Source organism: Pseudogulbenkiania sp. FW507-F1, assembly GCF_058781125.1.
In genome coordinates this window covers 109,148-133,855 of record NZ_JBYSWM010000011.1, presented here as the reverse complement: position 1 = coordinate 133,855, position 24,708 = coordinate 109,148, and the positions used below count along the sequence as shown (strand labels likewise).

Here is a 24,708-nt window from a genome sequence, read left to right as displayed (position 1 = left end):
CACCCCGCCCCACTGCGCCCGCTCCAGATGTTCGCCCTTGACGCGCCAGTGCAGGCCCAGCGCGGTAAAGATCGGCGCCGAATAAAGAAACACCACCATGTGCGAGGCACTGGTATAGATCAGCCCGACCGAGACGCACAGGAATTCGCCGGCAAACAACGCGCCAGCCACCAGCCCGGCACGAAACCGGCCGTCGCGCAGGGAGAAGCGCTCCCGGCGCCAGCACATCAGGGCGCCCACCAACAAGGCGGCGAGCAGGGAGCGCAACCCGATCTGCATGATGGGACTGACGGCACTGGCCGCCAGTTTGACGGCCACCTGCTGCATTCCCCAACACAGGCAGAGCAGCAACATCAATCCGGCGGCGAGGCCATCCAGCGGTTTGCGAGCGGTCGACATGATAGTTCCGATTCTCAAAGTCATGGTCGGGGCGCGAAAGCACCGGCCCCGATGAAGATATCCCGATTGTAGCGATGGCGGTTTACAATCAAATAGCGAATTTCCGACAACCCATAGGGAGTTTTGGACAATATGGCGCATCGCCGACAACTGCCGCCCCTGCTCGAACAGCTGACTCAGCCGGTATCCTTCCGCGTGGTGCACCTGGAGGGCGCCAGCGAGTACCCCCCGCACCGCCATGCGGCGGGGCAGTTCGTCTATTCGTTCAGCGGGGTGCTGGAGGTGGGGATGGCTGGGCGTCACTACCTGGCGCCCCCGCAGTACGGCATCTGGATTCCGCCACAGCTGGAACACGTGGCGAGCAACCGCTACGAGGCGAGCTACTGCTCGCTCTATCTGGAGCCGGCGCAGTGTGCCGACTTGCCACGGGAAGCATGTACCCTGGCGATCAACCCCTTGATACAGGCCATTCTCGACACCCTGCGGCGGGGGCAGCTGGAATACCCCCGCACCGAGCGTGAGGGGCGTCTGTTCCAGGTACTGCTCGACCAGCTGGCGGAGAGCCCATGCCACGACAGCTACCTGCCGATGTCAGACGACCCGCAGCTGGGCAAGGTACTGCATGCCCTGCAGCAGCAGCCGGGGGACACGCGCTCGCTGGCAGCGTGGGCCGGCGAGGTGCACAGCACCGAGCGTACGCTGTCGCGGCGCTGCCATCGCGACCTGGGGATGTCCTTCAGCGCCTGGCGGCAACGGCTCAAGGTATTGCAGGCGATTGCCCTGCTGGAAGACGGGCGCCCGGTGCAGGACACCGCGCTGGAACTGGGTTATAGCAGCGCGTCGGCCTTCATCGCCATGTTCCAGCGCCTGATGGGACTGACACCCGAGGAATACCGCCGACAGTGGCGCTGAATGTAGATCGGAAACGAAAAAGCCCGAACGATGACGTTCGGGCTTTTTCTTGAATCTGGTGGCCAATCTCGGAATCGAACCAAGGACACGCGGATTTTCAATCCGCTGCTCTACCAACTGAGCTAATTGGCCATGAAAACACAGTTTGCCGATCGTTGTTACCACAGGAAGAATCGAGTGGTGGCCAATCTCGGAATCGAACCAAGGACACGCGGATTTTCAATCCGCTGCTCTACCAACTGAGCTAATTGGCCCCGATCCGGCTAACTGCGCCGTCAGAGATCAGCATTAAAGCAGATACATGGCATGGCCGTCAAGCCTCAATGCGAGAAAGTCATGCAAATGGTGATCGCATGAAAAACCGCCAGACGTGGCAGCACCAGCCATTCCAATACGCTTTGCCGCGCTCAGGCCGGCGGCGTGTCGGGCTGACACGACGGGTGAGCGGCGGCGAAGGCCGGCAGCCGCTCCAGCGCCTCGCCCACGGCGACCAGCCGTGGATACGGCGCCAGATCGACGGCGAAGCGCCGTGCGTTGAACAACTGCGGCAGCAGGCACACGTCGGCCAGCGTGACATTGTCGCCGACACAATAGCTGCCGGCCGTGTCCGCCAGCAGACGCTCCAGCGCGGCAAAGCCTTGCGTGACCCAGTGACGGTACCATTCATTGCGCGACTCGTCTCCGACGCCAAGCTCGCCCTTGAGGTAGTTCAGCACCCGCAGGTTGTTGAGCGGGTGGATATCGCAGGCGATGGACTGGGCGATGGCGCGGGCGCGGGCGCGCGCCACCGGCTCCAGCGGCAGTAGCCGCGGCGTGTCGGGGTAGGCTTCGTCGAGGTATTCGCAGATCGCCAAGGACTGCGTCAGCAGCACGCCGTTGTCGGACAGCGCCGGCACCAGCCCCTGCGGGTTGAGGGCCAGGTAGGCGGGGCCCTGCTGCTCCCCCTTGACCAGGCTGACCGGCGCCTGGATGTAGTCCAGCTCCTTCAGGTTGAGCGCGATGCGTACCCGGTAGGCGGCGCTGGAACGGAAATAGTCGTACAGAATGCGCTCAGTCATGCGCCACCACCGTCTGTTCGATGGCGCCGAACACGCTGGCGCCGCTGGCGTCGTGCATCTCGATGCGCACCGTGTCGCCCACCTTCATGAACGGGGTGCGCGCCTCGCCGCTGTCGATGATCTCGATCATGCGCTGCTCGGCGAGGCAGCAGCTACCGACGCGGCGGTCGTGGTTGGACACGGTGCCGGAGCCAACGATGGACCCGGCGCAGAGGGCACGGGTCTTGGCGACGTGGGCCACCAGCTCGGGAAAGCCGAACTGCATCTCGACGCCGGCATCGGGCTCGCCGTAACGCAGCCCGTTGTAGTCGACCAGCAGCGGCAGGTGCACCTTGCCGTCGTGCCAGGCCTCGCCCAGCTCGTCCGGGGTCACCGCCACCGGCGAGAAGGCGGTGGCCGGCTTGCTCTGGAAGAAGCCGAAGCCCTTGGCCAGCTCGTTCGGGATCAGGTTGCGCAGCGTGACGTCGTTGACCAGCATCAGCAGGCGTATGGCGCGGCCGCAGGCCTCGACGCCGGCACCGAGGGCCACGTCGCCGGTGATCACCGCCACCTCGCCTTCGAAGTCCAGCCCCCACGCCTCGTCGCGCAGCGGGATCGGTGCGCACGGCGGCAGGAAGTTGTCCGAGCCGCCCTGGTACATCAGCGGGTCGTGGTAGAAGCTGTCAGGCACGGTGGCGCCGCGCGCCTTGCGCACCAGCTCGACGTGGTTGAGGTAGGCGCTGCCGTCCGCCCACTGGTAGGCGCGCGGCAGCGGGCTGTGGCAGCGCGTGGGGTCAAAGGCTTCGATGCCGGCGGCGTCGCCGCGGTTGAGCGCCCGGTAGACCTGTTGCAGTTGCGGTTCGACGACGTTCCAGTCGTCGAGCGCCGCTTGCAAGGTGTCGGCGATGTGCGGCACGGCGACGGCGCGGGACAGGTCGTGGCTGACGACCATCAGCTGGCCGTCGCGGGTGTGGTTCTGATAGGTGGCGAGTTTCATCGGTGGGTTCTCGTCTTGTCTTGCTCGTTGTTCGGCCAACCTGGCTGACGGCGGACTCCAGTTGCCGCCGCCATGGCATCGGTTCAGGAACAGGCAAACGCCGCGGGTTCTTCAGACTAGATGACGCGGCGCTGTACCGCTCAAACCGGGCGAGGTGGATGGCAACGCCACCCCGCCGAGCTCAGTCCTTGGGTTTCCAGCTGTCGACATAGCCGCTCCATTCCACGCCGGCCATCCCCTCGCCCTGCTCCAGCGCATCGCGCGCGTCGATCATCACCGCCACTTCGTCGGTGAATTTCCTCGGGTCGCTCATCGCCTTGGCGAACGCCTTCGGGTGCGGGCCGTGGGTGAAGCCGGCGGGGTGGAAGGTCAGCATGCCGGGCTTGATGTTGTCGCGGCTGAAGAAATCGCCGGCGTGGTAGAAGATCACTTCGTCGTAGTCGTCGTTGTTGTGATAGAACGGCACTTTCAGCGCGCCGGGATCGGATTCGATCGGGCGCGGCACGAAGGTGCAGATCACGAAACGCTCGGCGACGAAGGTGCTGTGCGCCGACGGCGGCAGGTGGTAGCGGTGCGACATCAGCGGGCGGATGTCGCGCCAGTTGATGCGGCATACCGCCAGGTTGCCGTGCCAGCCGATGGCGTCGAGCGGGTTGAACGGGTAGGTCACGGTGGAGAGCGCGCCGCGGCGCTTGATCACCACCTGCCATTCGTCCTCGGTCTGCTGGGCGCGGAAGGCATCGTCGATCTGCGCCATGTCGAGCATGGCTTCGTCGAAGATGGCGTGCGGCCCGACCAGGCCCTTGTCCGGCAGCTGGTAGGCGCCGTTGGTGGCCTCGATCAGCAGCATGGTGGTGTGCTCGGCCGGTTCGATGCGCCAGCTGGTCGAGCGCGGAATCAGGAGGTAGTCGCCGTCGCGGTAGCTGAGGTGGCCGTAGTCGCAGAACAGCTCGCCCGAACCCTGGTGGATGAACAGCACGTCGTCGCCGTCACCGTTGCGGAACAGCGCCGGCATGGCCTGATCGACGCTCCAGAGGCGGAAGTCGCAGTGGGCGTTCTTGAGCACCGACGCCGCCTCGAACGGCATGCCGCCCTGCTGCGGCAGCTCGTTCAGGTCGAAGGCACGCGGACGCAACGGCCCTTCCCAGGCGCTCCAGGCGGTGGGCGGGTGCTTGTGGTGCAGGTGGGTGGCCGGGCCGAAGAAGCCGCTACGGCCGACTTCGCGTTCGTAGATGCCCTCGGCCGGCAGGTCGGCGTGGGCCTGGCGCGAGACGGTGCCCTCGCGGTGCGGAAAGCTGATCCATTTGCGCATGATGCAATTCCTGTGTGGTCTGGCACGGGCTTCGGCCAACCTCGAAGGTTGGCCGAAAGGCAACGCTTGGCACGCCGAACGGGGCAAGAAATCGTCCCACAGGGATTCCCTGCGCTCATTGCCGCGCCTCGCGGCCGGTTCGCCCCAAAAGGGTGGCAAGGCTGGGCCGTCGCGGTGGTACGGCGAGCCTCATCGGGCCGGCCTCGCAGGGCACAGCCGATTCAGTCCCTCGTTCTCAGTCGGCCTTCAGCACGCCGCGCTTGATCTGGTCTTCCTCGATCGACTCGAACAAGGCCTTGAAGTTGCCCTCGCCGAAGCCTTCGTTGCCCTTGCGCTGGATGATCTCGAAGAAGATCGGGCCGATCACCGTCTCGGTGAAGATCTGCAGCAGGATGCCGGCGCCGTCCACCGGCGCACCGTCGATCAGGATGCGGTTCTTGCGCAGCCGCTCCAGGTCTTCGCCGTGGCCCGGCACGCGCGCGTCGGTCCGGTCGTAGTAGCTGTCCGGGGTATCGAGGAATCGCGTGCCGGCGGCCTTCAGCGTTTCCACCGTGTGGTAGATGTCGTCGGTGGACAGCGCGATGTGCTGGATGCCCTCGCCGTGGTAGGCGCGCAGGAATTCCTCGATCTGGCTCTTGTCGTCGGACGACTCGTTGATCGGGATACGGATCTTGCCGCACGGACTGGTCATCGCCCGCGACACCAGCCCGGTCAGCTTGCCCTCGATGTCGAAGTAGCGGATTTCCTTGAAGTTGCCGATGCCTTCGTAAAAGCCGGCCCACTTGTCCATATTGCCGCGCATCACGTTGTGGGTGAGGTGGTCGATCTCCTTCAGCCCCACGCCGACCGGGTGCTGGTCGACGCCCGGCAGCGGCACGAAATCGACGTCGTAGATGTTGTGTTCGTCGCCGTAGCGGTCGACGAAGTACAGGGCCGAACCGCCGATGCCCTCGATCGCCGGGATGTTCAGTTCCATGCAGCCGATCGGGCGCTCGTACGGGTCGCCGCCATGCGCCAGCGCGTAGTCGTAGGCGCGGGCGGCATCCTTCACGCGCCAGGCCATGGCGCAGGCCGACGGCCCGTGCACCTTGCCGAACTCGCTGGCGGGCTGGGTGCGCTCGCCGTTCAGAATGAAGTTGATGTCGCCCTGGCGGAACAGCCGCACGTTCTTGCTGCGGTGGCGGGCGATCTCGGTGAAGCCCAGCGACAGGAACAGCTGGCGCAGATGCTCCAGTTCTTCTTCCTGCGGCGCGGTGAACTCGACGAACTCGAAGCCGTCGGTGGCGAGCGGGTTGCCGGTCAGGCTTTCCATCTTCATTGCGGGTTTCTCCTCTGTTTTACTTCAGGGGCCCTCTACTGGGGCCATCCGGGTGGGTGTGGGGCAATCAGTCGCGCTCAGGCCAGACCGTTCTGTTCGGTCCAGCGCGCGAATTCGTGTTCCAGCTGATCGAAACTGTCGATCACGAACAGCTGGTCCTGCATGTGCCAAATGTCGTACGGCGTGTCGGCGACCAGGCCGATGTCGAAATCGACCTTGCGCGTCTGCTCCGACAGGCTGTAGAGCACCTCGTTGGGCGAGGACAGGATGCCGGCACCGTAGATGCGCAGGCCTTCCGGATTGCGGATCAGGCCGAACTCCACCGTGTACCAGTAGATGCGCGGCAGCCAGACGCGGCCCTGGTGCTCGCTCTCGAAGGCCTTGACGCCGGCGCGGCCGAAGCGCTCGAAGAACGAGGCGAAGCGTGGATTGGAGAGCAGCGGCGCGTGACCCAGCAGGTCGTGGAACATGTCCGGCGCCGGGGTATAGCCGATCTCCTCGGGCTTGCGGATGAAGTCGGTGGAGGGGAAGATGCGCTGCGCCAGGAGCTCGAAGAACTCCTTGTCGGGGACGATGCCGTCGACCCGGGTCAGGCGCCAGCCGGTGGCCGCCTCGATACGGTCGCTGATGTCGGCCAGGCGCGGGATATGCTCCTTGGGGAAGTCGATCAGCGCGAGCCCGGCCAGGAACTCGTTGCAGGCCCGCCCCGGCAGCACCGCCCACTGGTTGGCCAGCAGCGTGGCCCAGGTATGGTTCTCGATGTCGGTGTAATCCGGCACCACGGCCCGGTGAATGTCCAGCTCGGACGGCAAGGCGGACAACTTCATGTCCGCGCGCTCAAGCGCCGCATCGGCGGTGTACATGGCATGCTCTCCTCGGTAAACGCACTGCAGCGGTCTGACGCCACTGTTAAAATGCAACATGCTTCCAAGCTCATTTTAGGCAATTTGCTTCGCAATTTCCTTGCAAAGAAACTCAAAAAATACTAATAACTAAAATAAAATTTTACTATTAAGCGAAGATACGAGAACAAAATGCCAGACATGACTCTAGACAAGACAGATTTGCGCATCCTGGCGGAACTCCAGCTCAACGGCCGCCTGAGCAACGTCGAGTTGGCCGAACGCATCGCACTCTCCCCCTCGCCGTGCCTGCGCCGCCTCAAGCAGCTGGAAGAGTCCGGCGTCATCCGCCAGTACGTGGCCCTGCTCGACCCCGCACGCATCGGGCTGGGGCTGCAGGCCTTCGTGCGCGTGATGCTGGAGAAGCGCGGCAACCTGGACTTGTTCATCGACGCCGTGCAGCGCTGGCCGGAGGTCATCAACTGTTACGCCATGACCGGCGAGATGGACTACCTGCTGCAGGTCTACTTCGAGGACATGGAGCACTTCTCGCGCTTCGTGATGGACCAGCTGCTGCAGCAGCCGGGCATCCAGGACGTCAAGTCGAGCTTCGTGCTGAAGGAATTCAAGCGCACCGCCGCCCTGCCGCTCGACCACCTGAAAGGCGGCTGAGCAGGGCGCGTCGCGGGCTCGCCGTCCGGCTGCCGCAGCCAAGCCGGCGGTGGCGTCTGACGTCGGCAGACGGACGCAAGCGCGTGGAGAGCGATTCCCCGCCCCTGCTCCGGGATGAAAAAACGGCCCCGCGGGGCCGTTTGCTGATGAGGCGTTCAGTGCTTGTTGCTGTGCCCGGTGGAGTGCAGCAGCTTGTCGGTGTAGGCGATCGCCGCCGCCGACACCAGGAAGGCCAGATGCAACAGCAACTGCCACTTGATGGTGTGTTCCGGCAACTGGCTGGCGTTGATGAAGGTCTGCAGCAGATGGATCGACGAAATACTGATGATGGCCATCGACAGCTTCACCTTCAGCACCGAGGCGTTGACGTGATCCAGCCACTCCGGCTGATCCGGATGGTTGTCGATGCGCAGCCGCGACACGAACGTCTCGTAGCCGCCCACCGTCACCATCAGCAGCAGGTTCGCTATCATCACCACGTCGATCAGCGCCAGCACCGACAGCATGATCTCGGTTTCGGTCAGCACCGGCAGATTGTGCAGCAGCTCCCACAGCGAGGACAGGAACTTCCAGGCGTCCCCCCTGCACCACGATCAGGCCGAGGTAGATCGGCAGCTACAGCCAACGGCTCCAGAAGATCACCTGCCCGAGGCGCGATTGGCGCGCCTCGCTCGCGTGCCGGGCGTCCACCAGGGGCGAGGTCTCGTTGATCGTCGCCCCCTCACAACCCCAGGCGTTGCCAGATGGTCGAGACGATGCCGGCCTGGTTCAGGGTGTAGAAGTGCAGGCCAGGGGCGCCGCCCGTCAGCAGACGGTCGCACAGCTCGGTCACCACGTCGAGGCCGAGGGCTCGGATCGAGGCGGTGTCGTCGTAGTAGGCCTGCATGCGCAGGCGCAACCAGCGCGGCACTTCGGCGCCGCACATGTCGGAGAAGCGGCACAGCTGGCCGAAGTTGGCGATCGGCATGATGCCCGGCACGATCGGGATGTCCACGCCGCGCGCCTGCACCTCGTCGACGAAGCGGAAGTAGGCGTCGGCGTTGAAGAAATACTGCGTCATCGCCGAATTGGCGCCGGCCTGCACCTTGCGCACGAAGTTGTTGAGGTCATCCTCGGCGGAGCGCGCCTGCGGGTGAAACTCCGGGTAGGCGGCGACTTCGATGTGGAAATGATCGCCATGCTCGGCGCGGATGAACGCCACCAGCTCGTTGGCGTAGCGGAACTCGCCGGCCTCGCCCATGCCGGACGGCAGGTCGCCGCGCAGCGCCACGATGTGGCGGATGCCGTGGCTGCGGTACTCGTTGAGAATGGCGCGGATGTTGTCGCGGGTGGAGCCGATGCACGACAGATGCGGTGCGGCGGCGTAGCCCTCGTTGCGGATCTCCAGCACCGTCCCCAGCGTGCCCTCGCGCGTGGTGCCGCCGGCGCCGAAGGTGACGGAGAAGAACTCGGGCTTGAACTGCGCCAGCTGCTGACGCGTGGTACGCAGCTTGGCGATGCTTTCCGCCGTCTTGGGCGGGAAAAACTCGAAACTGAAGGTACGCGGCTTGGTGCTCATGATCTGATCTCTGTCGCCGCCCCGTGCCAAGGTTGGCCGAAGCGGTCGTTATTCCCGGATAGTTTCGTTTGCTGCCATGGCAAGTCTATTTCACCCGGCGGCCCAGCCCAAGTAAGGCTCGTTCGGTGCAGGCCACGGCGGGTGGCGGACGTCACCAGCCCGGGCTCGGGCAGCAGCAATAGACCCACGGCACTAGACGAGAAAGGCGGGCTGCCCTGCCCGCCCTTCATCGTCCCGACATCAATAGCGATAGTGCGCCGGCTTGTACGGGCCTTCCTTCGGCACGCTGATGTAGTCGGCCTGCTGCTGGGTCAGCTCGGTCAGCTTGACGCCGATGCGCTCCAGATGCAGGCGCGCCACCTTCTCGTCCAGGTGCTTGGGCAGCACGTAGACCTCTTTGCCGTACTTCTCGCCGTGCTGGAAGATTTCCATCTGCGCCAACACCTGGTTGGTGAAGCTGTTCGACATCACGAAGCTCGGGTGGCCGGTGGCGCAGCCCAGGTTCACCAGGCGGCCTTCGGCCAGCAGGATGATGCGGCGGCCATCCGGGAAGATGATGTGGTCGACCTGCGGCTTGATGTTCTCCCACTGGTACTGGCGCAAGCTGGCGACTTCGATCTCGCTGTCGAAGTGGCCGATGTTGCAGACGATGGCGTTGTTGCGCATCTTCACCAGATGATCGTGGGTGATCACGCCGACGTTACCGGTGGTGGTGACGAAGATGTCACCCTGGTTGCACACGTCGTCCATGGTCACCACGCGGTAGCCTTCCATCGCCGCCTGCAGCGCGCAGATCGGATCGATCTCGGTCACCCACACGGTGGCGCCGAGGCCGCGCAAGCTCTGCGCGCAGCCCTTGCCCACGTCGCCGTAGCCCAGCACCACGGCGATCTTGCCGGCGATCATCACGTCGGTGGCGCGCTTGATGCCGTCCACCAGCGACTCGCGGCAGCCGTACAGGTTGTCGAACTTGGACTTGGTCACCGAGTCGTTGACGTTGAACGCCGGGAACGGCAGGCGGCCTTCCTTCTGCAACTGGTACAGACGATGCACGCCGGTGGTGGTTTCCTCGGTCACGCCCTTGATGTGCTTGAGGCGCTTGGAGTACCAGTTGGCATCCTGTTCCAGATAACGGGCGATGGCGGCGTACAGCGCCACTTCTTCCTCGTTGGTCGGCTTGGCGATCAGCGAGCGGTCGCTCTCGGCACGCGCGCCCAGCATCAACAGCAGCGTGGCGTCACCGCCGTCGTCGAGGATCATGTTGGCCGGTTCATTTTCCGGCCATTCGAAGATCTTGTGCGAGAACTCCCAGTACTCGTCCAGCGACTCGCCCTTGAAGGCGAATACCGGGATATTAGCGGCAGCGATGGCAGCGGCGGCGTGGTCCTGGGTCGAGAAGATGTTGCACGAGGCCCAGCGCACGTCGGCACCCAGGGCCACCAGGGTCTCGATCAGCACGCCGGTCTGGATCGTCATGTGCAGGCTGCCGGCGATGCGCGCGCCCTTGAGCGGCTTGCTGTCGCCATATTCGGCGCGCAGCGCCATCAGGCCCGGCATTTCGGTCTCGGCAATCGCCAGTTCCTTGCGGCCCCAGGCGGCCTGGGCCATATCGGCAACGTAGAAATCGGTAAAGGTATCAGCCACAGCGTTCATCAAGAACTCCACGATGTGGCCGGTGGGATGCGGCTCACCCGCAAACCCGTCCGGCACGGGGTTATGAGGGTGAGCGCCGTTGATGCGGAAACCGAGCCTGGGAGGGAACAGCCTCTCGCAGCGCTCCTCGGTTTAGCCCGGCATTGTACCCGTAAAACACTCCGGCCGAACAGGGAGGCGCCGGCACTGCAGCGGCAACACCACACCCGGCAACGGGGCTAGCCGAGCAGGCAGGCCGCCAGTTCCCCCTCCTCCGCGCATGAAAAAAGCGGGCACACGGCCCGCTCTTGGCATCAGAAAATCCGACGCGGATTACAGCCCGGCGTCGGCGCGCAGCGCCGCGGCCTTGTCGGTGCGCTCCCAGGTGAATTCCGGCTCCTCGCGGCCGAAGTGGCCGTAGGCGGCGGTCTTGCCGTAGATCGGGCGCAGCAGGTCGAGCTGCTGGATGATACCCTTCGGGCGCAGGTCGAAGTGGCGCTTGACCAACTCGACGATCAGCTCGTTCGGCACCTTGTTGGTGCCGAAGGTGTCGACCGAGATCGAGGTCGGTTGCGCCACGCCGATGGCGTAGCTCACCTGGATCTGGCACTGGCGCGCCAGCCCGGCGGCGACGATGTTCTTCGCCACGTAGCGGCCGGCGTAGGCGGCCGAACGGTCGACCTTGGACGGGTCCTTGCCGGAGAAGGCGCCACCACCGTGCGGCGCGGCACCACCGTAGGTGTCGACGATGATCTTGCGGCCGGTCAGGCCGCAGTCGCCCTGCGGACCGCCGATGACGAAACGGCCGGTCGGGTTGATCAGGAAGCGGGTCTCGGCGGTCAGCATCTCCGGCGGCAGCACCGGCTTGACGATATCCTCGATCACCGCCTCGGTCAGTGCCTTGTGGTCGATGTCCGGCGCGTGCTGGGTCGACAGCACCACGGTATCGATGCGCTTGGGCAGGCCGGTCTCGGCATCGTAGACGCAGGTGATCTGGCTCTTGGCGTCCGGACGCAGCCACGGCAGGCGGCCGTCCTTGCGCAGTTCAGCCTGGCGCTGCACCAGGCGGTGCGCGTAGTAGATCGGGAACGGCATGAGCGTCGGGGTTTCGTCGCAGGCGTAGCCGAACATCAGGCCCTGGTCGCCAGCACCCTGGTCGAGGTCGAGGCCCTGGCCTTCGTTGACGCCCTGTGCGATATCGGGCGACTGCTTGTCGTAGCCGACCAGCACGGCGCAGCCGCGGTAGTCGAAGCCCATATCAGCGTTGTCGTAGCCGATGCGCTTGACGGTCTCGCGCGCGATCTTGATGTAGTCGACGTTGGCGGCCGTGGTGATCTCGCCCGCCAGCACCACCAGGCCGGTGTTCACCAGCGTTTCGGCCGCAACGCGTGCATGCTTGTCTTCGCGCAGGATGGCGTCGAGGATGGCGTCGGAGATCTGGTCGGCTACTTTGTCCGGATGTCCTTCGGACACCGATTCAGAAGTAAACAGGTATTCGCTCATTGATTTTTCATTCCCGGAGAAAGCCTAAAACTGAAGGATGATAAAATAGGCCGATTCCACTTTTCATTCTGAACCCGTCATGGCAACGTTGGTCCATTTTCTGCTATCCCTCCTCGCGCGGCTGCCACTGTCGTGGCTGCAAGGGCTGGGGGCCTGCCTGGGACGGCTTACCTATCATCTGTCCCCCCGCTTCGCGGCGAGACTGGAGGAAAATCTTAGGTCAAGTCAAATCGGCAAAAGTTATCAGGTTTTCCAAGACTTAGTCAAACAATCCGCAGCCGAAACCGGCAAGGGCACGCTGGAACTGGCCATCGCCTGGTGCCGCGAGCCGGACGACATCGCCGCCATGGTACGCCACTGCAACGGTTGGGAACACGTCGAGGCCGCGCTCGCCGCCGGCCACGGCATCGTGTTCGTCACTCCGCACCTGGGCAGCTACGACATCGCCGGGCGCTACATCAGCTCGCGCCTGCCGTTCCCGCTCACCGCCATGTACCGCCCGCCCAAGCTCGCCTGGCTGGAGCCGGTGATGCAGGCCGGGCGCTCGCGCGGCAAGGGCAAGACGGCACCCGCCACCGGTGCCGGCGTGCGCGTGCTGATGAAGGCACTGAAAGCCGGCGAGGCCACCATCATCCTGCCTGACCAGGTGCCGGGCAACGGAGAGGGGGTCTGGGCGCCGTTCTTCGGCCAACCTGCCTACACCATGACGCTGGTGCCGCGCCTGGCGCAGGTCTCCGGGGTCGAAGTGCTGCTGTTCACCGGCGAGCGCCTGCCCAAGGGAGCCGGTTTTGCGGTGCACATCGAGCCGCTGCCGGAAGCCTTCAGCGGCGACAAGGAGCAGGATGCCGCCACGCTCAACCGCGCCGTCGAAAACCTGATCCGCCGCTACCCCGCCCAGTACCTGTGGAGTTACAACCGTTACAAATGCCCCGCCGGCGTCACCCCGCCCGCCCCGCAACAAGGATAACAAGCAACAATGAAGATCGTTTTTGCCCTGCTGTGGCTGCTCCGTCTGCTGCCGATGTGGCTCATCGGCGCGCTCGCCTGGCTGCTCGGCAGTCTCGCCTACGCCCTGGCGCGCGAACGGCGCCGCGTCGGCCTGATCAACCTGCGCCTGTGCTTTCCCGACATGTCGCTGGCCGAGCGCAAGCGCCTGATCCGCCGCAACTTCCAGCACATGATCCGGCTGGCGCTGGAGTACGGCGTGTGCTGGTGGAGTTCGGCCGAACGCATCCGCAAGCTGGTCACCGTGAAGAACCTGCACTACGTCACCGACCTGCGCGCCAAAGGCGAGGATGTCATCCTGTTCTACCCGCACTTCGTCGCCTTCGAGATGGGTGCCTACCGCATGAACCAGGACATCCCGCTGGTCAGCGTCTACTCGCACCAGAAAAACCGCGAACTCGACGCCCAGATCTACGAGGGCCGCCAGCGCTACGACAACTGCTACATCGTGTCGCGCCAGGAAAGCCTGCGTTCGATCATCAAGGCGATGCGCCAGGACCACGCGCCCTTCCTCTACCTGCCCGACCAGGATTTCGGCCCGCGCGACTCGCTCTTTGTGAAATTCTTCGACACCGACGCCGCCACCATCCCCGGCCTGTCGCGCATCGCCAAGCTCGCCAAGGCACACGTGGTCCCGGTCATCGCGCGCCGCGTCGGCAACCGCTTCGAGCTCGAATACTACCCGCCGTGGGAAAACTACCCGACCGACGACGTCGAAGCCGACACCCGGCGCATGAACGCCTTCCTCGAGGAACGCATCCGCGAAACACCCGACCAATATTTCTGGCTGCACAAGCGCTTCAAGACCCGCCCGGCCGGGCAGTCACGCTTCTATTGAGCCGCGCGTCCATCACGCACCAAGCCGACCCCATGGGTCGGCTTTTTTACGGCCTCGGCACTCCGTAGCACTCGATGATCCCCGAGCGGTATTCCGTCTCGACCACGACGGCGGATTGCGGGCCTATGGCCACGCTCATTGCCGCCGCCCCCGGCGAATCCGCGTTGACCGCACGCAGCAGTCACCCCGGCCCAGCACGACGCCGCCAACGCCGAAACAGCCGTTACTCCATCGCCACCCGGCCCTTCCTGCCCGGCAGGACGGCCAGTGGAGTCGTAGCCAGAGAGCAGAAGCCAATCACCCCCTCACCCCAGCTCGGCCCGGAAAAGAAAAAACCCGACTGCGTACAGTCGGGTTTTTCTCGTAGGCGGAACGGCTCAGCTGCGGCGCTTCTTCCAGAAGTAACGGTAGACAAAGCCCGGGAAGGCAAACACCAGGAACAAGGCCGCCGTGGTGGCGTAGAACTGCCAGTTCTGGCTGTGCACCGGCATCTGGCGGCCTTCCAGGAAACGGGCCAGCAGGCCGACCAGGAAGAACAGCACCACCAGCTCAAGTAGCCGCCAGCCGGCATGCTTGGACTCGACCTTGATCACGCCGGCAATGCGCGGCATGAAAAAGGGCAGATTGGCTGCCAGCACGGCAACCAGCAATACGGTGGCGACGCTGCTCTCCACGATGACTCCTTACAGGACGGTCAGCGACTGCTTCATCGCCTCGACGCAGATTTCGATCAGGCGCTCCGGGAGCACGCCCAACACCAGCAGGGCCAGGGCGTTGAGCGACAGCACCAGTTGCATGTCGCCACGCACCACGATCGGGCTCGTGTCCTGTACCTCGTCGAAGTACATGTGCTTGACCACGCGCAGGTAATAGAAGGCACCGATCAGCGACATCGCCACGGCGAACACCGCGAGCTTGACCAGACCGATATCGACGATGGCCTTGATCACCGCGAACTTGGCGTAGAAGCCCACCAGCGGCGGAATACCGGCCAGCGAGAACATCGTCAGCAGCATCAGGGCGGCGTACCAGCTGTTGCGGCTGTTCAGCCCCTTCAGGTCTTCCAGCTTGTCGCACTCGAAGCCGGCGCGCGACAGCGCCATGATGACGCCGAAGGAAGCCAGCGTGGTCAGCACGTAGGTGACAGCGTAGAACAGCGCCGAAGAATAGCCCTGTTCGTTGCCGGCCAGGAGACCCAGCAGCAGGAAACCCATGTGCGAGATGGTCGAATAGGCCAGCATGCGCTTGAGGTTGGTCTGCGCGATGGCGGTGATGTTGCCGATCGCCATCGACAGCACGGCCATGATCGCCAGCATGCTCTGCCAGTCACCGGTCAACCCATCCAGACCCTGCACCAGGATGCGGAAGATGAACACGAAGGCCGCCAGCTTCGGCGCCGCGCCGATCATCAGCGTGATCGCAGTCGGCGAGCCCTGATAGACGTCCGGAATCCACATATGGAACGGCACCGCACCCAGCTTGAACGCCAGACCAGCCACCAGGAACACCAGGCCGAACACCAGCAGCAGCTGGTTGGCCGAACCGCCGTGGATGGACTTGGCAATGGCGGCGATTTCCAGCGTGCCGGTCGCGCCGTACACCATCGACATGCCATACAGCAGCAGACCGGAAGCCAGCGCGCCCAGCACGAAGTACTTCATGGCCGCTTCAGTCGCCGGCACCGAGTCACGCTGCAGCGCGATCAGCGCGTACAGCGACAGCGACAGCAGTTCCAAGCCCATGTACAGCGACAGGAAGTGGCTGGCGGACACCATCACGTTCATGCCGAACAGCGCGAACAACGCCAGGGTGAAGAACTCACCCTTGAACATGTCGCGGTCGGCGGCGTACTGGCGCGAATACACCAGGATCATCGCGGTCGCGCCGTACATCGCCAGTTTCACCAGCGAGGCCAGCGGATCGGCCACGAACATGTTGGACAAGGTGTACTGCGCGTACGGCTCGAACGTATACACCTGCAGCGCGGCCGTACCGGCCAGGGTCAGCAGACTGAGGCCGTAGGTAATGCCGCGCTTGGCATCCGAAATAAACAGATCGAGCAACAGGATGACCGACAGTGCCGAGATCAGGAAGATCTCGGGCATCACCGGTACCAGATTCAAATCAGCCCAATTCATTGTGGTTTCCTTGTGGCCTTACAGCTTGCTTTGCGCTACATGCGCGATCAGGTCGTTCACCGACAGGTGCATCTTGGAGACGAAAGCCTGCGGGTAGAGACCCATGCCCAGTACCGTGATAGCCAGGATGGCCAGCACCAGGAACTCGCGCTTGTTCACATCCTTCATCTCGGCGACGTGGCTGTTGCCGATGTCACCGAAGATCACCCGCTTGTACATCCACAGCGTGTAGGCCGCGCCGAAGATCAGCGTGGTGGCGGCCAGCGCCGCGTACCAGAAGTTCACCTGCACCGCGCCCAGGATCACCATGAACTCGCCGACGAAGCCGGAGGTGGCCGGCAGACCGGAGTTGGCCATGCCGAACAGCATCATGAAGGCAGCGAAGATCGGCATCTTGTTGGCCACGCCGCCGTAGTCGGCGATGTTGCGGCTGTGCAGACGGTCGTACATCACGCCGATGCAGAAGAACATCGCGGCCGACACGAAGCCGTGCGACACCATCTGCACCAGTGCGCCTTCGACGGCCCACTGGTTCATGTTGGTGCCGAGGAACATGAACATGCCCAGGGTCACGAAGCCCATGTGCGAAATCGACGAGTACGCCACCAGCTTCTTCATGTCGGACTGCACCAGCGCCACCAGGCCGATGTACACCACCGCCACCAGCGACAGCGCCACCATCACCCAGGCCAGTTCGCGCGAAGCGTCCGGCAGGATCGGCAGGGCAAACCGCAGGAAGCCGTAGGCACCGAGCTTCAGCGTGATCGCCGCCAGCACCATCGAACCGCCGGTCGGCGCTTCGACGTGGGCGTCCGGCAACCAGGTGTGCACCGGCCACATCGGCACCTTCACCGCGAACGACAGGAAGAAGGCGACGAACAGCAGCATCTGCACGCTCAGGGCGATCTTCATGTCGTGGAAGGCCAGGATTTCGAAGGTCTTGCCGGCGTGGAAGTACATGTAGATGAAGGCCACCAGCATCAGCAGCGAACCCAACAGGGTGTACAGGAAGAACTTCACCGACGCGTACACGCGGCGCGGACCACCCCAGACACCGATGATCAGGTACATCGGGATCAGCATCGCCTCGAAGAACACGTAGAACAGCATCGCATCGAGGGAGGCGAACGAGCCGTTGATCAGACCGGACATGATTAGGAACGCGGCCATGTACTGCGCCACGCGCTTCTCGATCACTTCCCAGCCCGCCAGCACCACCATCAGCGTGGTGAAGCTGTTGAGCACGATGAACAGCATCGAGATGCCATCCACGCCCAGGTGGTAGTTGATGTTGAGTGCCTGGATCCACGGCCGCATTTCTTCAAACTGCATGCCGCCGTTGAGGTCGTTGAAGCCGGTATACAGCGGCAGCGACACCAGGAAGCCGGCCAGCGACCCGGCCAGGGCCAGCCAACGGGCCAGCGGTGCACGCTGGTCCCCTCCCGTTGCCAGCACCAGCAACCCGGCCACGATCGGTGTCCAGATCACCAGACTTAACAGATTAGTGAACATAGTCAAAACCTAAGTTGTTATTCAATTCCAGTGTATCGACCATCAGCGCAGGATGATCCCGGCGAACCACAGGGTCATCAGCCCCAGCACGCCGATGATCATCGTGGTGGCGTAGCTGTAGATGAAGCCGGTCTGCAGCTTGCGGGTCAGGCGGGAGAAGACGCCGACCAGCTTGGCCGTCCCGTTCACCATCAGGCCGTCGATCAGCAGCATGTCACCCACTTTCCAGAACAGGGTGCCCAGCGCGCGCGAACCTTTGGCAAACAGGTTGAAGTACAGATCGTCCAGGTAGTATTTGTTTTCCAGCACCTTGTGCACGGCGCTGAACTGCTGCTTGATGGCCGCCGGAATCTGCGGCGCCTTCAGGTAGAAGAACCAGGCCACCACCACGCCGGACAGCGCCAGCCAGAACGGCAGCGTGCTCAGCGCGTGGACCGCCATCGCCACCGGACCGTGGAATTCTTCGGCCAACTCGTGCATGCCCGGGTGCTTCAGCGCATCGATGGTGATCGCGCCCTTGAAGAAGTCGCCGAACAGCAGTGGTTCGATGGCGAAGAAGCCGATCAGCACCGACGGGATCGCCAGCGCCAGCAGCGGCAGCGTCACCACCCACGGGCTCTCGTGCGGCTTGTCGTTCGGGCCCAGGCCGTGGTGGTGATCGGTCGACGGCTCCTCGTCGTCATGATCGTCGTCGTGGCCGTGGTGCGCGCCGTGGTTCTCCATCCAGCGCTCCTTGCCGTGGAACACCAGGAAATACATGCGGAAGGAGTAGAACGCGGTCACGAACACACCGATGATCAGCGCCCAGTAGGCCACGCCGGCGAACGGCAGATGCGAGGCGGCCACGGCTTCGATGATCGAGTCCTTCGAGTAGAAGCCCGAGAAGAACGGCGTGCCGATCAGCGCCAGCGAGCCGATCAGCGAGGTGATCCAGGTGATCGGCATGTACTTGCGCAGGCCGCCCATATTGCGCATGTCCTGGTCATGGTGCATGCCCATGATCACCGAACCGGCGCCGAGGAACAGCAGGGCCTTGAAGAAGGCGTGGGTCATGACGTGGAACATCGCGGCCGAGTAGGCGGAAGCCCCCAGCGCCACGGTCATGTAGCCCAGCTGCGACAGCGTGGAGTACGCCACCACTTTCTTGATGTCGTTCTGCACGATGCCCAGGAAGCCCATGAACAGCGCGGTAATGGTGCCGGAGATCATCACGAAGTTCAGCGCGGTATCCGACATCTCGAACAGCGGGCTCATGCGCGACACCATGAACAGACCGGCGGTCACCATGGTCGCGGCGTGAATCAGCGCCGAAATCGGGGTCGGGCCTTCCATCGAATCGGGCAGCCACACGTGTAGCGGGAACTGGGCCGATTTACCCATCGCGCCGACGAACAGCAGGATGCAGGTCACGGTCATCAGCGACCACTCGACGCCAGGGAAGATCTGGATGGTCTTGTTAGCCAGCGCCGGTGCGGCGGCGAACACGTCGCTGTAATTCAGCGAGCCGCCAAAGTGAGCCAGCACCAGGCCGATGCCCAGCAGGAAGCCGAAGTCACCCACGCGGTTGACCAGGAAGGCCTTCAGGTTGGCGAAGGTCGCCGTCGGTCGCTTGAACCAGAAGCCGATCAGCAGGTAGGACACCAGGCCCACCGCTTCCCAGCCGAAGAACAACTGGATGAAGTTGTTGCTCATCACCAGCATCAGCATCGAGAAGGTGAACAGCGAGATATAGCTGAAGAAGCGCTGGTAGCCCGGGTCTTCCTGCATGTAGCCGATGGTGTAGACATGCACCATCAGCGATACACAGCTCACTACCACCATCATCATGGCGGTCAGCTTATCCACCAGGAAACCGACCGCATACTCGTGGCCACCGACGGTCAGCCAGGTGTACACCGAGCCGTTGAAGACTTCCGTCTGACCGGAGATGAAGCCGGACAGCACCTTGAGCGACAGGACCGCCGAAACGGCCACCCCCAGAATGGTCACGACGTGTGAGGCACGACGTCCAATGGCCCATCCAAACAAGCCCGCTATGAGAGACCCGGCCAGCGGCGCGAGTGCAATCAGCAGGTATAAGCTTTTCATATCCATGCTTTGTGCTTTGTAGTTTGGTATCCGGTTTGTCTTAGCCCTTGAGGCTGCCCAAGTCTTCGACGTTGATGGTCTGCAGATTGCGGAACAGCACCACCAGGATCGCCAGACCGATGGCAGACTCAGCGGCCGCCACGGTCAGGATGAAGAAGACGAAAATCTGCCCTGCCGTATCCGACAGGTAATGCGAGAACGCGATGAAGTTGAAGTTCACCGCGAGCAGCATCAGCTCGATAGCCATCAGGAGAACGATCACGTTCTTCCTGTTCAGAAAGATGCCCAGCACACTGATAGCAAACAGGATTGCGGCCAGCACCAGGAAGTGAGTCAGCGTCAGCACGTTTCCTCCCTTATGTTGTTCGGCCGTCAGGCCTGTTGATCAGCGGACTCGGCTTCAGCAACCGGTTCCGAACGTTTTACGGCAGCCATCTTCACCAGGCGTACACGGTCGTCGCGACGAACCACGACCTGATCGCCGGGATTCACGAACTTGGTGTCCTTGCGCTTGCGCATGGTCAGCGCGATCGCAGCCACCATGCCGACCAGCAGCACTACGGCGGCCAGTTCGAACGGCCACAGGTAGGTGGTATAGATCAGGCGGCCCAGTTCGCGGATGTTGCTGGCGTCAGCCGCCAGCGGCGCAGCACCCTTGTAGCTGCCGAGGCTGGCTTCCGGGCTCATCAGGATCAGCACCATCTCGCCGACCATGATCAGACCGACCGTGCCGGCCAGAGGCGCATTCTTCCAGAAGCCTTCACGCAGCTTCTCGAAGTTGATGTCGAGCATCATCACCACGAACAGGAACAGCACCATCACCGCGCCGACATAGACCAGCACCAGCGAAATGGCGAGGAACTCCGACTCCAGCAGCAGCCAGTGGCCGGCGCTGGTAAAGAACGCCAGCACCAGATACAGCGCGGCGTGCACCGGGTTCTTGGCCGTAATGACGCGGAGCCCGGCGAAAATCAGGATCGCCGACAGCACATAGAAAACGACGGTAGGAAAACTCATCACACCCCCTTAGCGATACTTGGCATCAGCCGCCTTGCGGGCGGCAATCTCGGACTCGTACTTGTCACCGATGGCCAGCAGCATGGGCTTGGTGTAGTAGAGGTCGCCACGCTTTTCGCCGTGATACTCGAAAATGTGGGTTTCCACGATGGCATCCACCGGACAGGCCTCTTCGCAGAAGCCGCAGAAGATGCACTTGGTCAGATCGATGTCGTAGCGCGAGGTACGGCGAGTGCCGTCGTCGCGCTGCTCCGACTCGATGGTGATCGCCATCGCCGGGCAAACCGCTTCGCACAGTTTGCAGGCGATGCAGCGCTCTTCACCGTTGGCGTAGCGGCGCTGGGCGTGCAGGCCACGGAAGCGAGGCGACAGCGGCGTCTTCTCTTCCGGGAACTGCACGGTAATCTTGCGTGCGAAGAAGTGACGACCCGTCAACATCAGGCCCTGCACCAACTCCACCAGCAAGAACGTTTTGAAAAAATTGCGAATCGTATCCATGCTCTTCACCTAACCCGTATCAGTTCCAGAGCGTCAACGGGCTCATCATCCACACGCCGACGACAAATACCCAAACCAGCGTGACCGGAATGAACACCTTCCAGCCCAGACGCATGATCTGGTCGTAGCGGTAACGCGGGAAGGTCGCGCGGAACCACAGGAAGCAGAACAGAACCAGCGAGATCTTCAGCGCCATCCAGATGAAACCGGAGGCTCCGAGCACGCCCCACGATGCCGGGAACGGCGACAGCCAGCCCCCCAGGAACATCAGCGAGGTCATTGCCGCGACCAGAATCATGTTGGCGTATTCGGCGAGGAAGAACACGGCAAAGGCCATGCCGGAATATTCCACGTGGAAACCAGCCACGATCTCGGACTCACCCTCGGCCACGTCGAACGGGGCACGGTTGGTCTCGGCGACACCGGAGATCAGGTAGACGATGAACAGCGGGAACAGCGGCAGCCAGTTCCACGACAGCGCCGAGCCGCCAGCCACGCCGTGACCCTGCTGGTTGACGATGTCGACCAGGTTCAGGCTGCCGCTCACCATCAGCACGCCCACCAGGGCGAAGCCCATGGCGATTTCGTACGACACGATCTGTGCCGCCGAACGCAGCGCCCCCAAGAACGAATACTTCGAGTTGGCGGCCCAGCCGGCGATGATCACGCCGTACACGCCCATCGAGGTGATGGCCATGATGTACAGCAGCGAGGCGTTGGTATTCGCCAGCACCAGCTTGTCGGTGAACGGCACCACCGCCCAGGCGGCCAGCGCCGGACCGATCGACAGCACCGGCGCCAGCAGGAACAGGCCCTTGCTGGACTGGGTCGGGAGAATGATCTCCTTCAGCAGCAGCTTGATGCCGTCTGCCAGCGGTTGCAGCAGGCCGAAGTAGCCGACCCGGTTCGGGCCGATACGCACCTGCATGTAACCGATCACCTTGCGTTCGGCCAACGTGAGGTAGGCCACCGCACCCATCATCGGCGCCACGATGGCGACGATCTTGAGCAGGGTCCACACGGTGAGCCCCGCCTCATTGCCAAGAATGCCTTGCAAGAACTCCATCATTTACCCCTGCTTGATCTCGATCGGGTCAAACATGCCGCCCAGTGCGATGGTGGTCGGATGCGCGGTAGCCAGGCGTACGACGCCGGCCGGCAGCGCAGCGTCGGCCTCCAGCGCCACACGCACCTGGCCCTCGCCCTGCTTCAGCACCACGACGGCACCGGACTGCACGCCGGCGGCGTCCAGCACGCTCTGCGCTGCATGCGCCACCGGCACGGCGGCGGCACGCGTCGCCTGCAGCGACGAGGCGCGGCGGCAGATAGCATCGGCCTGGTACAGCGGCACTTCGCCGACGCGCACCAGCGCGGAGGCGGCGGGCTGAACGTTGGCCGAAACGGAGGCCAGCACATTATTCAGGCTCGGTGCGATCTCGCCCTTGCCCTGCCATTCGGCGCGGACTTCTTCGACACTGGTGTACTCGAAGCCGGACAGGCCGAGCATGTTGCCTAGCACGCGCAGCACCTTCCATGCCGGGCGCGCTTCACCCAGCGGGCGCACCACGCCGTTGAAGGTCTGCAGGCGGCCTTCCATGTTGACGAAGGAACCGGCGGTCTCGGAGAACGGCGCGATCGGCAGCAGCACGTCGGCGTAGTCAAGCAGGCCCTCGGCCTTGAACGCGGCCAGCGCGATCACGGTCTCGGCCGACTTCATCGCGGCGACGGCGGCTTGCGGGTTGTAGCTGTCGAATTCGACTTCGGTGTTCAGCAGCACGTAGGCCTTGCGCGGCTCGGCAATCATCTGCTGGGCGTTGAGACCCGCCGATACGGCGGCACCGAAGACACCGCGCGTCGGCACGGCACCGACCAGTTCGGCGCCAACGCTGTTGGCGGCCTCCGCCGGCAAGCCGAAGCGGGCACCGCTCAGACGGGCGATTTCCTGGGCCAGCGACAACAGTTCGGAGAACGCCGGATGATGCTGCGCCACGTTGCCCAGCACCACCGAAGCGGTCTCGGCGCCACACAAGCTATCGGCGATACGCTGCGCGTCGGCCGACACGGTCACGGCGGCCAGATCGATCGCGCTCTCACCCGACTTGATCGCCACCACGGCTTTCAGCACCTGGGCCAGCGCGTTCACCAGCGCCTGCGGCGACACGATCAGCTTGGCGTTGAGCTTGGTCAGCAGTGCGTCGTCGGCAACGTGGATGACGTTGAGCTCGCTGCCCTTCTTAACCGCCTGACGCAAACGCGAGGCCAGGAGCGGCTGCTCCTGACGCTGGGTACTGCCCACCACCAGCACGGACTTGGCCGAAGCCAGCTGGACGATGCTGGAGCCCAGCCACAGCGCCCCCTGCTGGGCGGCGTCGGCGCGGAAATCGGAGCGGCGCAGACGGTAGTCGACGTTGTTCACGCCGAAGCTGCGCGCCAGTTTTTGCACCATGAACAGTTCTTCGGTGGTGCTGTGCGGGCTGGCCAGCACGCCGATGGCGTCCTTGCCATGATCGCGCGACACGCCGTTCAGACCCTTGACCACGTATTCCAGTGCGGTCTGCCAGTCGGCTTCGTGCCACTTGCCGTCGTGCTTGATCATCGGCTTTTGCAGACGCTCGGCGCTGTTCAGGCCTTCGTAGGAGAAGCGGTCACGGTCGGCGATCCAGCACTCGTTGACGTCTTCGTTCTCGAGCGGCAGCACGCGCATCACCTGGTTGCCCTTGACCTGGACGATCAGGTTGGCGCCGAGGCCATCATGCGGGCTCACCGACTTGCGGCGCGACAGCTCCCAGGCGCGGGTGCTGTAACGGAACGGTTTCGAGGTCAGCGCGCCGACCGGGCACAGGTCGATGACGTTGCCGGAGATTTCCGAATCCACGGTCTTGCCGAGGAAAGGCAGGATTTCCGAGAACTCACTGCGGTTGGCCATGCCGATTTCCTGGAAGCCGCCGATTTCTTCGGTGAAGCGCACGCAGCGGGTGCAATGGATGCAGCGGCTCATTTCCTCGGCGGAAACCAGCGGCCCCATGTCCTTGCCCACCACCACGCGCTTCTCTTCCTGGTAGCGCGAAGCGGAATTGCCATAGCCCACGGCGAGATCCTGCAGCTGGCATTCGCCGCCCTGGTCGCAGATCGGGCAATCCAGCGGGTGGTTGATCAGCAGGAACTCCATCACCCCGGCCTGGGCCTTCTTGGCCATGTCGGAGTGAGTGTGCACCTTCATGCCGTCCGTCACCGGCGTGGCACAGGCCGGCAGCGGCTTGGGAGCCTTCTCTACCTCGACCAGGCACATGCGGCAGTTGGCCGCGATGGAGAGTTTCTTGTGGTAACAAAAGTGAGGGATGTACGTGCCCACCGAGTGGGCCGCATCCATGACGGTGCTACCCTGCGGGACCGTCAGTTTCTTACCGTCGATTTCAATTTCTAGCATCGC

At 63.6% G+C, this 24,708-nt stretch carries 23 protein-coding genes, 2 tRNA genes and 1 riboswitch; of the genes, 4 read left to right on the top strand and 21 right to left on the bottom strand.

The window, feature by feature from the left end; all coding sequences use genetic code 11:
* Nucleotides 1-399: EamA family transporter (locus tag AC3WG5_RS09555; RefSeq protein ID WP_492568512.1), on the bottom strand; the 399-nt coding region annotated here is incomplete at its 3' end.
* Nucleotides 400-531: 132 nt separating this feature from the next.
* On the opposite strand from AC3WG5_RS09555, the gene AC3WG5_RS09550 reads away from it, so the two are divergent.
* The gene (locus AC3WG5_RS09550) at nt 532-1,311 is read left to right on the top strand and encodes an AraC family transcriptional regulator (RefSeq protein ID WP_492568511.1); all 780 of its coding nucleotides are present in this window, start codon (nt 532-534) and stop codon (nt 1,309-1,311) included.
* Between the two features lie 56 nt (nt 1,312-1,367).
* Here AC3WG5_RS09550 and AC3WG5_RS09545 read toward each other — a convergent pair.
* The 7 genes from AC3WG5_RS09545 to AC3WG5_RS09515 all read right to left on the bottom strand — a co-directional run bounded on the left by AC3WG5_RS09545 (nt 1,368) and on the right by AC3WG5_RS09515 (nt 6,838).
* Nucleotides 1,368-1,443 (bottom strand) — tRNA-Phe (locus AC3WG5_RS09545).
* A gap of 46 nt (nt 1,444-1,489) precedes the next feature.
* Nucleotides 1,490-1,565, bottom strand: a tRNA-Phe gene (locus tag AC3WG5_RS09540).
* Nucleotides 1,566-1,718: 153 nt separating this feature from the next.
* A complete protein-coding gene (maiA, locus tag AC3WG5_RS09535; RefSeq protein ID WP_492568510.1) occupies nt 1,719-2,369 on the bottom strand; it encodes a maleylacetoacetate isomerase in 651 nt (216 codons plus the stop codon).
* Nucleotides 2,362-3,345, bottom strand: a complete 984-nt coding sequence (locus tag AC3WG5_RS09530; RefSeq protein ID WP_492568509.1) for a fumarylacetoacetate hydrolase family protein — start codon at nt 3,343-3,345, stop codon at nt 2,362-2,364. Before AC3WG5_RS09530 ends, maiA begins: the two co-directional genes overlap by 8 nt.
* A 181-nt stretch (nt 3,346-3,526) precedes the next feature.
* Complete coding sequence (locus tag AC3WG5_RS09525) at nt 3,527-4,657, bottom strand: homogentisate 1,2-dioxygenase (RefSeq protein ID WP_492568508.1); 1,131 nt, start codon at nt 4,655-4,657, stop codon at nt 3,527-3,529.
* Nucleotides 4,658-4,892: 235 nt separating this feature from the next.
* Nucleotides 4,893-5,975 (bottom strand): 4-hydroxyphenylpyruvate dioxygenase, encoded by a 1,083-nt coding sequence (hppD, locus tag AC3WG5_RS09520; RefSeq protein ID WP_492568507.1) that lies wholly within the window; start codon nt 5,973-5,975, stop codon nt 4,893-4,895.
* A gap of 77 nt (nt 5,976-6,052) precedes the next feature.
* Nucleotides 6,053-6,838, bottom strand: a complete 786-nt coding sequence (locus AC3WG5_RS09515) for a phenylalanine 4-monooxygenase (RefSeq protein ID WP_492568506.1) — start codon at nt 6,836-6,838, stop codon at nt 6,053-6,055.
* Between the two features lie 171 nt (nt 6,839-7,009).
* Here AC3WG5_RS09515 and AC3WG5_RS09510 point away from each other — a divergent pair, with 171 nt between their 5' ends.
* Nucleotides 7,010-7,489, top strand: a complete 480-nt coding sequence (locus tag AC3WG5_RS09510) for an Lrp/AsnC family transcriptional regulator (protein ID WP_008953431.1) — start codon at nt 7,010-7,012, stop codon at nt 7,487-7,489.
* Between the two features lie 155 nt (nt 7,490-7,644).
* Here the strand turns inward: AC3WG5_RS09510 and AC3WG5_RS09505 are convergent, their stop codons facing one another.
* The 4 genes from AC3WG5_RS09505 to metK all read right to left on the bottom strand — a co-directional run bounded on the left by AC3WG5_RS09505 (nt 7,645) and on the right by metK (nt 12,182).
* Nucleotides 7,645-8,016 (bottom strand): TIGR00645 family protein, encoded by a 372-nt coding sequence (locus tag AC3WG5_RS09505; RefSeq protein WP_492568505.1) that lies wholly within the window; start codon nt 8,014-8,016, stop codon nt 7,645-7,647.
* Between the two features lie 194 nt (nt 8,017-8,210).
* Nucleotides 8,211-9,047 carry a methylenetetrahydrofolate reductase [NAD(P)H] gene (gene metF, locus AC3WG5_RS09500; RefSeq protein ID WP_008953433.1) on the bottom strand — a complete coding sequence of 279 codons (837 nt, stop codon included), beginning with the start codon at nt 9,045-9,047 and terminating at the stop codon, nt 8,211-8,213.
* A 240-nt stretch (nt 9,048-9,287) separates the two neighbouring features.
* On the bottom strand, nt 9,288-10,700 hold the full coding sequence (ahcY, locus tag AC3WG5_RS09495; RefSeq protein WP_014085972.1) for an adenosylhomocysteinase: 1,413 nt from the start codon (nt 10,698-10,700) through the stop codon (nt 9,288-9,290).
* Between the two features lie 64 nt (nt 10,701-10,764).
* Nucleotides 10,765-10,835, bottom strand: a riboswitch (S-adenosyl-L-homocysteine riboswitch).
* A 177-nt stretch (nt 10,836-11,012) separates the two neighbouring features.
* The gene (gene metK / locus AC3WG5_RS09490; protein ID WP_014085971.1) at nt 11,013-12,182 is read right to left on the bottom strand and encodes a methionine adenosyltransferase; all 1,170 of its coding nucleotides are present in this window, start codon (nt 12,180-12,182) and stop codon (nt 11,013-11,015) included.
* A gap of 79 nt (nt 12,183-12,261) precedes the next feature.
* Between metK and AC3WG5_RS09485 the strand changes: the two genes are divergently transcribed.
* Complete coding sequence (locus tag AC3WG5_RS09485; RefSeq protein WP_008953436.1) at nt 12,262-13,149, top strand: lysophospholipid acyltransferase family protein; 888 nt, start codon at nt 12,262-12,264, stop codon at nt 13,147-13,149.
* A 9-nt stretch (nt 13,150-13,158) separates the two neighbouring features.
* A complete protein-coding gene (locus tag AC3WG5_RS09480; protein ID WP_492568504.1) occupies nt 13,159-14,025 on the top strand; it encodes a lipid A biosynthesis lauroyl acyltransferase in 867 nt (288 codons plus the stop codon).
* Between the two features lie 377 nt (nt 14,026-14,402).
* On the opposite strand, the gene AC3WG5_RS09475 is transcribed toward AC3WG5_RS09480, so the two are convergent.
* Genes AC3WG5_RS09475 through nuoG form a run of 9 tightly spaced genes read right to left on the bottom strand, consistent with a single transcriptional unit; the run spans nt 14,403 to nt 24,705 of the window.
* Nucleotides 14,403-14,699, bottom strand: coding sequence for a DUF2818 family protein (locus AC3WG5_RS09475; protein WP_294864407.1), 297 nt, complete (start codon nt 14,697-14,699; stop codon nt 14,403-14,405).
* A 9-nt stretch (nt 14,700-14,708) separates the two neighbouring features.
* Nucleotides 14,709-16,163, bottom strand: a complete 1,455-nt coding sequence (nuoN, locus tag AC3WG5_RS09470) for an NADH-quinone oxidoreductase subunit NuoN (RefSeq protein WP_008953439.1) — start codon at nt 16,161-16,163, stop codon at nt 14,709-14,711.
* An 18-nt stretch (nt 16,164-16,181) separates the two neighbouring features.
* Nucleotides 16,182-17,675: an NADH-quinone oxidoreductase subunit M gene (locus AC3WG5_RS09465; RefSeq protein ID WP_014085967.1), complete on the bottom strand. Its 1,494-nt coding sequence runs from the start codon at nt 17,673-17,675 to the stop codon at nt 16,182-16,184.
* Nucleotides 17,676-17,717: 42 nt separating this feature from the next.
* Nucleotides 17,718-19,769, bottom strand: coding sequence for an NADH-quinone oxidoreductase subunit L (gene nuoL / locus AC3WG5_RS09460; protein ID WP_014085966.1), 2,052 nt, complete (start codon nt 19,767-19,769; stop codon nt 17,718-17,720).
* Nucleotides 19,770-19,803: 34 nt separating this feature from the next.
* Entirely contained in the window at nt 19,804-20,109 is a 306-nt protein-coding gene (gene nuoK, locus AC3WG5_RS09455; protein WP_008953442.1) for an NADH-quinone oxidoreductase subunit NuoK, read from the bottom strand.
* Nucleotides 20,110-20,135: 26 nt separating this feature from the next.
* Entirely contained in the window at nt 20,136-20,780 is a 645-nt protein-coding gene (locus AC3WG5_RS09450) for an NADH-quinone oxidoreductase subunit J (RefSeq protein WP_008953443.1), read from the bottom strand.
* Nucleotides 20,781-20,789: 9 nt separating this feature from the next.
* Nucleotides 20,790-21,269, bottom strand: coding sequence for an NADH-quinone oxidoreductase subunit NuoI (gene nuoI, locus AC3WG5_RS09445; RefSeq protein WP_198019650.1), 480 nt, complete (start codon nt 21,267-21,269; stop codon nt 20,790-20,792).
* A gap of 28 nt (nt 21,270-21,297) precedes the next feature.
* Complete coding sequence (gene nuoH / locus AC3WG5_RS09440) at nt 21,298-22,347, bottom strand: NADH-quinone oxidoreductase subunit NuoH (RefSeq protein WP_008953445.1); 1,050 nt, start codon at nt 22,345-22,347, stop codon at nt 21,298-21,300.
* Entirely contained in the window at nt 22,348-24,705 is a 2,358-nt protein-coding gene (gene nuoG, locus AC3WG5_RS09435; RefSeq protein ID WP_492568503.1) for an NADH-quinone oxidoreductase subunit NuoG, read from the bottom strand. It lies immediately after the preceding gene.
* Between the last annotated feature and the right edge of the window lie 3 nt (nt 24,706-24,708).

What these genes read in the sequence shown, in the direction of transcription:
- AC3WG5_RS09550 (WP_492568511.1), top strand. Translation starts at nt 532, where the DNA reads ATGGCGCATCGCCGACAACTGCCGCCCCTGCTCGAACAGCTGACTCAG.
- maiA (WP_492568510.1), bottom strand. Translation starts at nt 2,369, where the DNA reads ATGACTGAGCGCATTCTGTACGACTATTTCCGTTCCAGCGCCGCCTAC.
- AC3WG5_RS09530 (WP_492568509.1), bottom strand. Translation starts at nt 3,345, where the DNA reads ATGAAACTCGCCACCTATCAGAACCACACCCGCGACGGCCAGCTGATG.
- AC3WG5_RS09525 (WP_492568508.1), bottom strand. Translation starts at nt 4,657, where the DNA reads ATGCGCAAATGGATCAGCTTTCCGCACCGCGAGGGCACCGTCTCGCGC.
- hppD (WP_492568507.1), bottom strand. Translation starts at nt 5,975, where the DNA reads ATGAAGATGGAAAGCCTGACCGGCAACCCGCTCGCCACCGACGGCTTC.
- AC3WG5_RS09515 (WP_492568506.1), bottom strand. Translation starts at nt 6,838, where the DNA reads ATGTACACCGCCGATGCGGCGCTTGAGCGCGCGGACATGAAGTTGTCC.
- AC3WG5_RS09510 (WP_008953431.1), top strand. Translation starts at nt 7,010, where the DNA reads ATGCCAGACATGACTCTAGACAAGACAGATTTGCGCATCCTGGCGGAA.
- metF (WP_008953433.1), bottom strand. Translation starts at nt 9,047, where the DNA reads ATGAGCACCAAGCCGCGTACCTTCAGTTTCGAGTTTTTCCCGCCCAAG.
- ahcY (WP_014085972.1), bottom strand. Translation starts at nt 10,700, where the DNA reads ATGAACGCTGTGGCTGATACCTTTACCGATTTCTACGTTGCCGATATG.
- metK (WP_014085971.1), bottom strand. Translation starts at nt 12,182, where the DNA reads ATGAGCGAATACCTGTTTACTTCTGAATCGGTGTCCGAAGGACATCCG.
- AC3WG5_RS09485 (WP_008953436.1), top strand. Translation starts at nt 12,262, where the DNA reads ATGGCAACGTTGGTCCATTTTCTGCTATCCCTCCTCGCGCGGCTGCCA.
- AC3WG5_RS09480 (WP_492568504.1), top strand. Translation starts at nt 13,159, where the DNA reads ATGAAGATCGTTTTTGCCCTGCTGTGGCTGCTCCGTCTGCTGCCGATG.
- nuoN (WP_008953439.1), bottom strand. Translation starts at nt 16,163, where the DNA reads ATGAATTGGGCTGATTTGAATCTGGTACCGGTGATGCCCGAGATCTTC.
- AC3WG5_RS09465 (WP_014085967.1), bottom strand. Translation starts at nt 17,675, where the DNA reads ATGTTCACTAATCTGTTAAGTCTGGTGATCTGGACACCGATCGTGGCC.
- nuoL (WP_014085966.1), bottom strand. Translation starts at nt 19,769, where the DNA reads ATGGATATGAAAAGCTTATACCTGCTGATTGCACTCGCGCCGCTGGCC.
- AC3WG5_RS09450 (WP_008953443.1), bottom strand. Translation starts at nt 20,780, where the DNA reads ATGAGTTTTCCTACCGTCGTTTTCTATGTGCTGTCGGCGATCCTGATT.
- nuoH (WP_008953445.1), bottom strand. Translation starts at nt 22,347, where the DNA reads ATGATGGAGTTCTTGCAAGGCATTCTTGGCAATGAGGCGGGGCTCACC.
- nuoG (WP_492568503.1), bottom strand. Translation starts at nt 24,705, where the DNA reads ATGCTAGAAATTGAAATCGACGGTAAGAAACTGACGGTCCCGCAGGGT.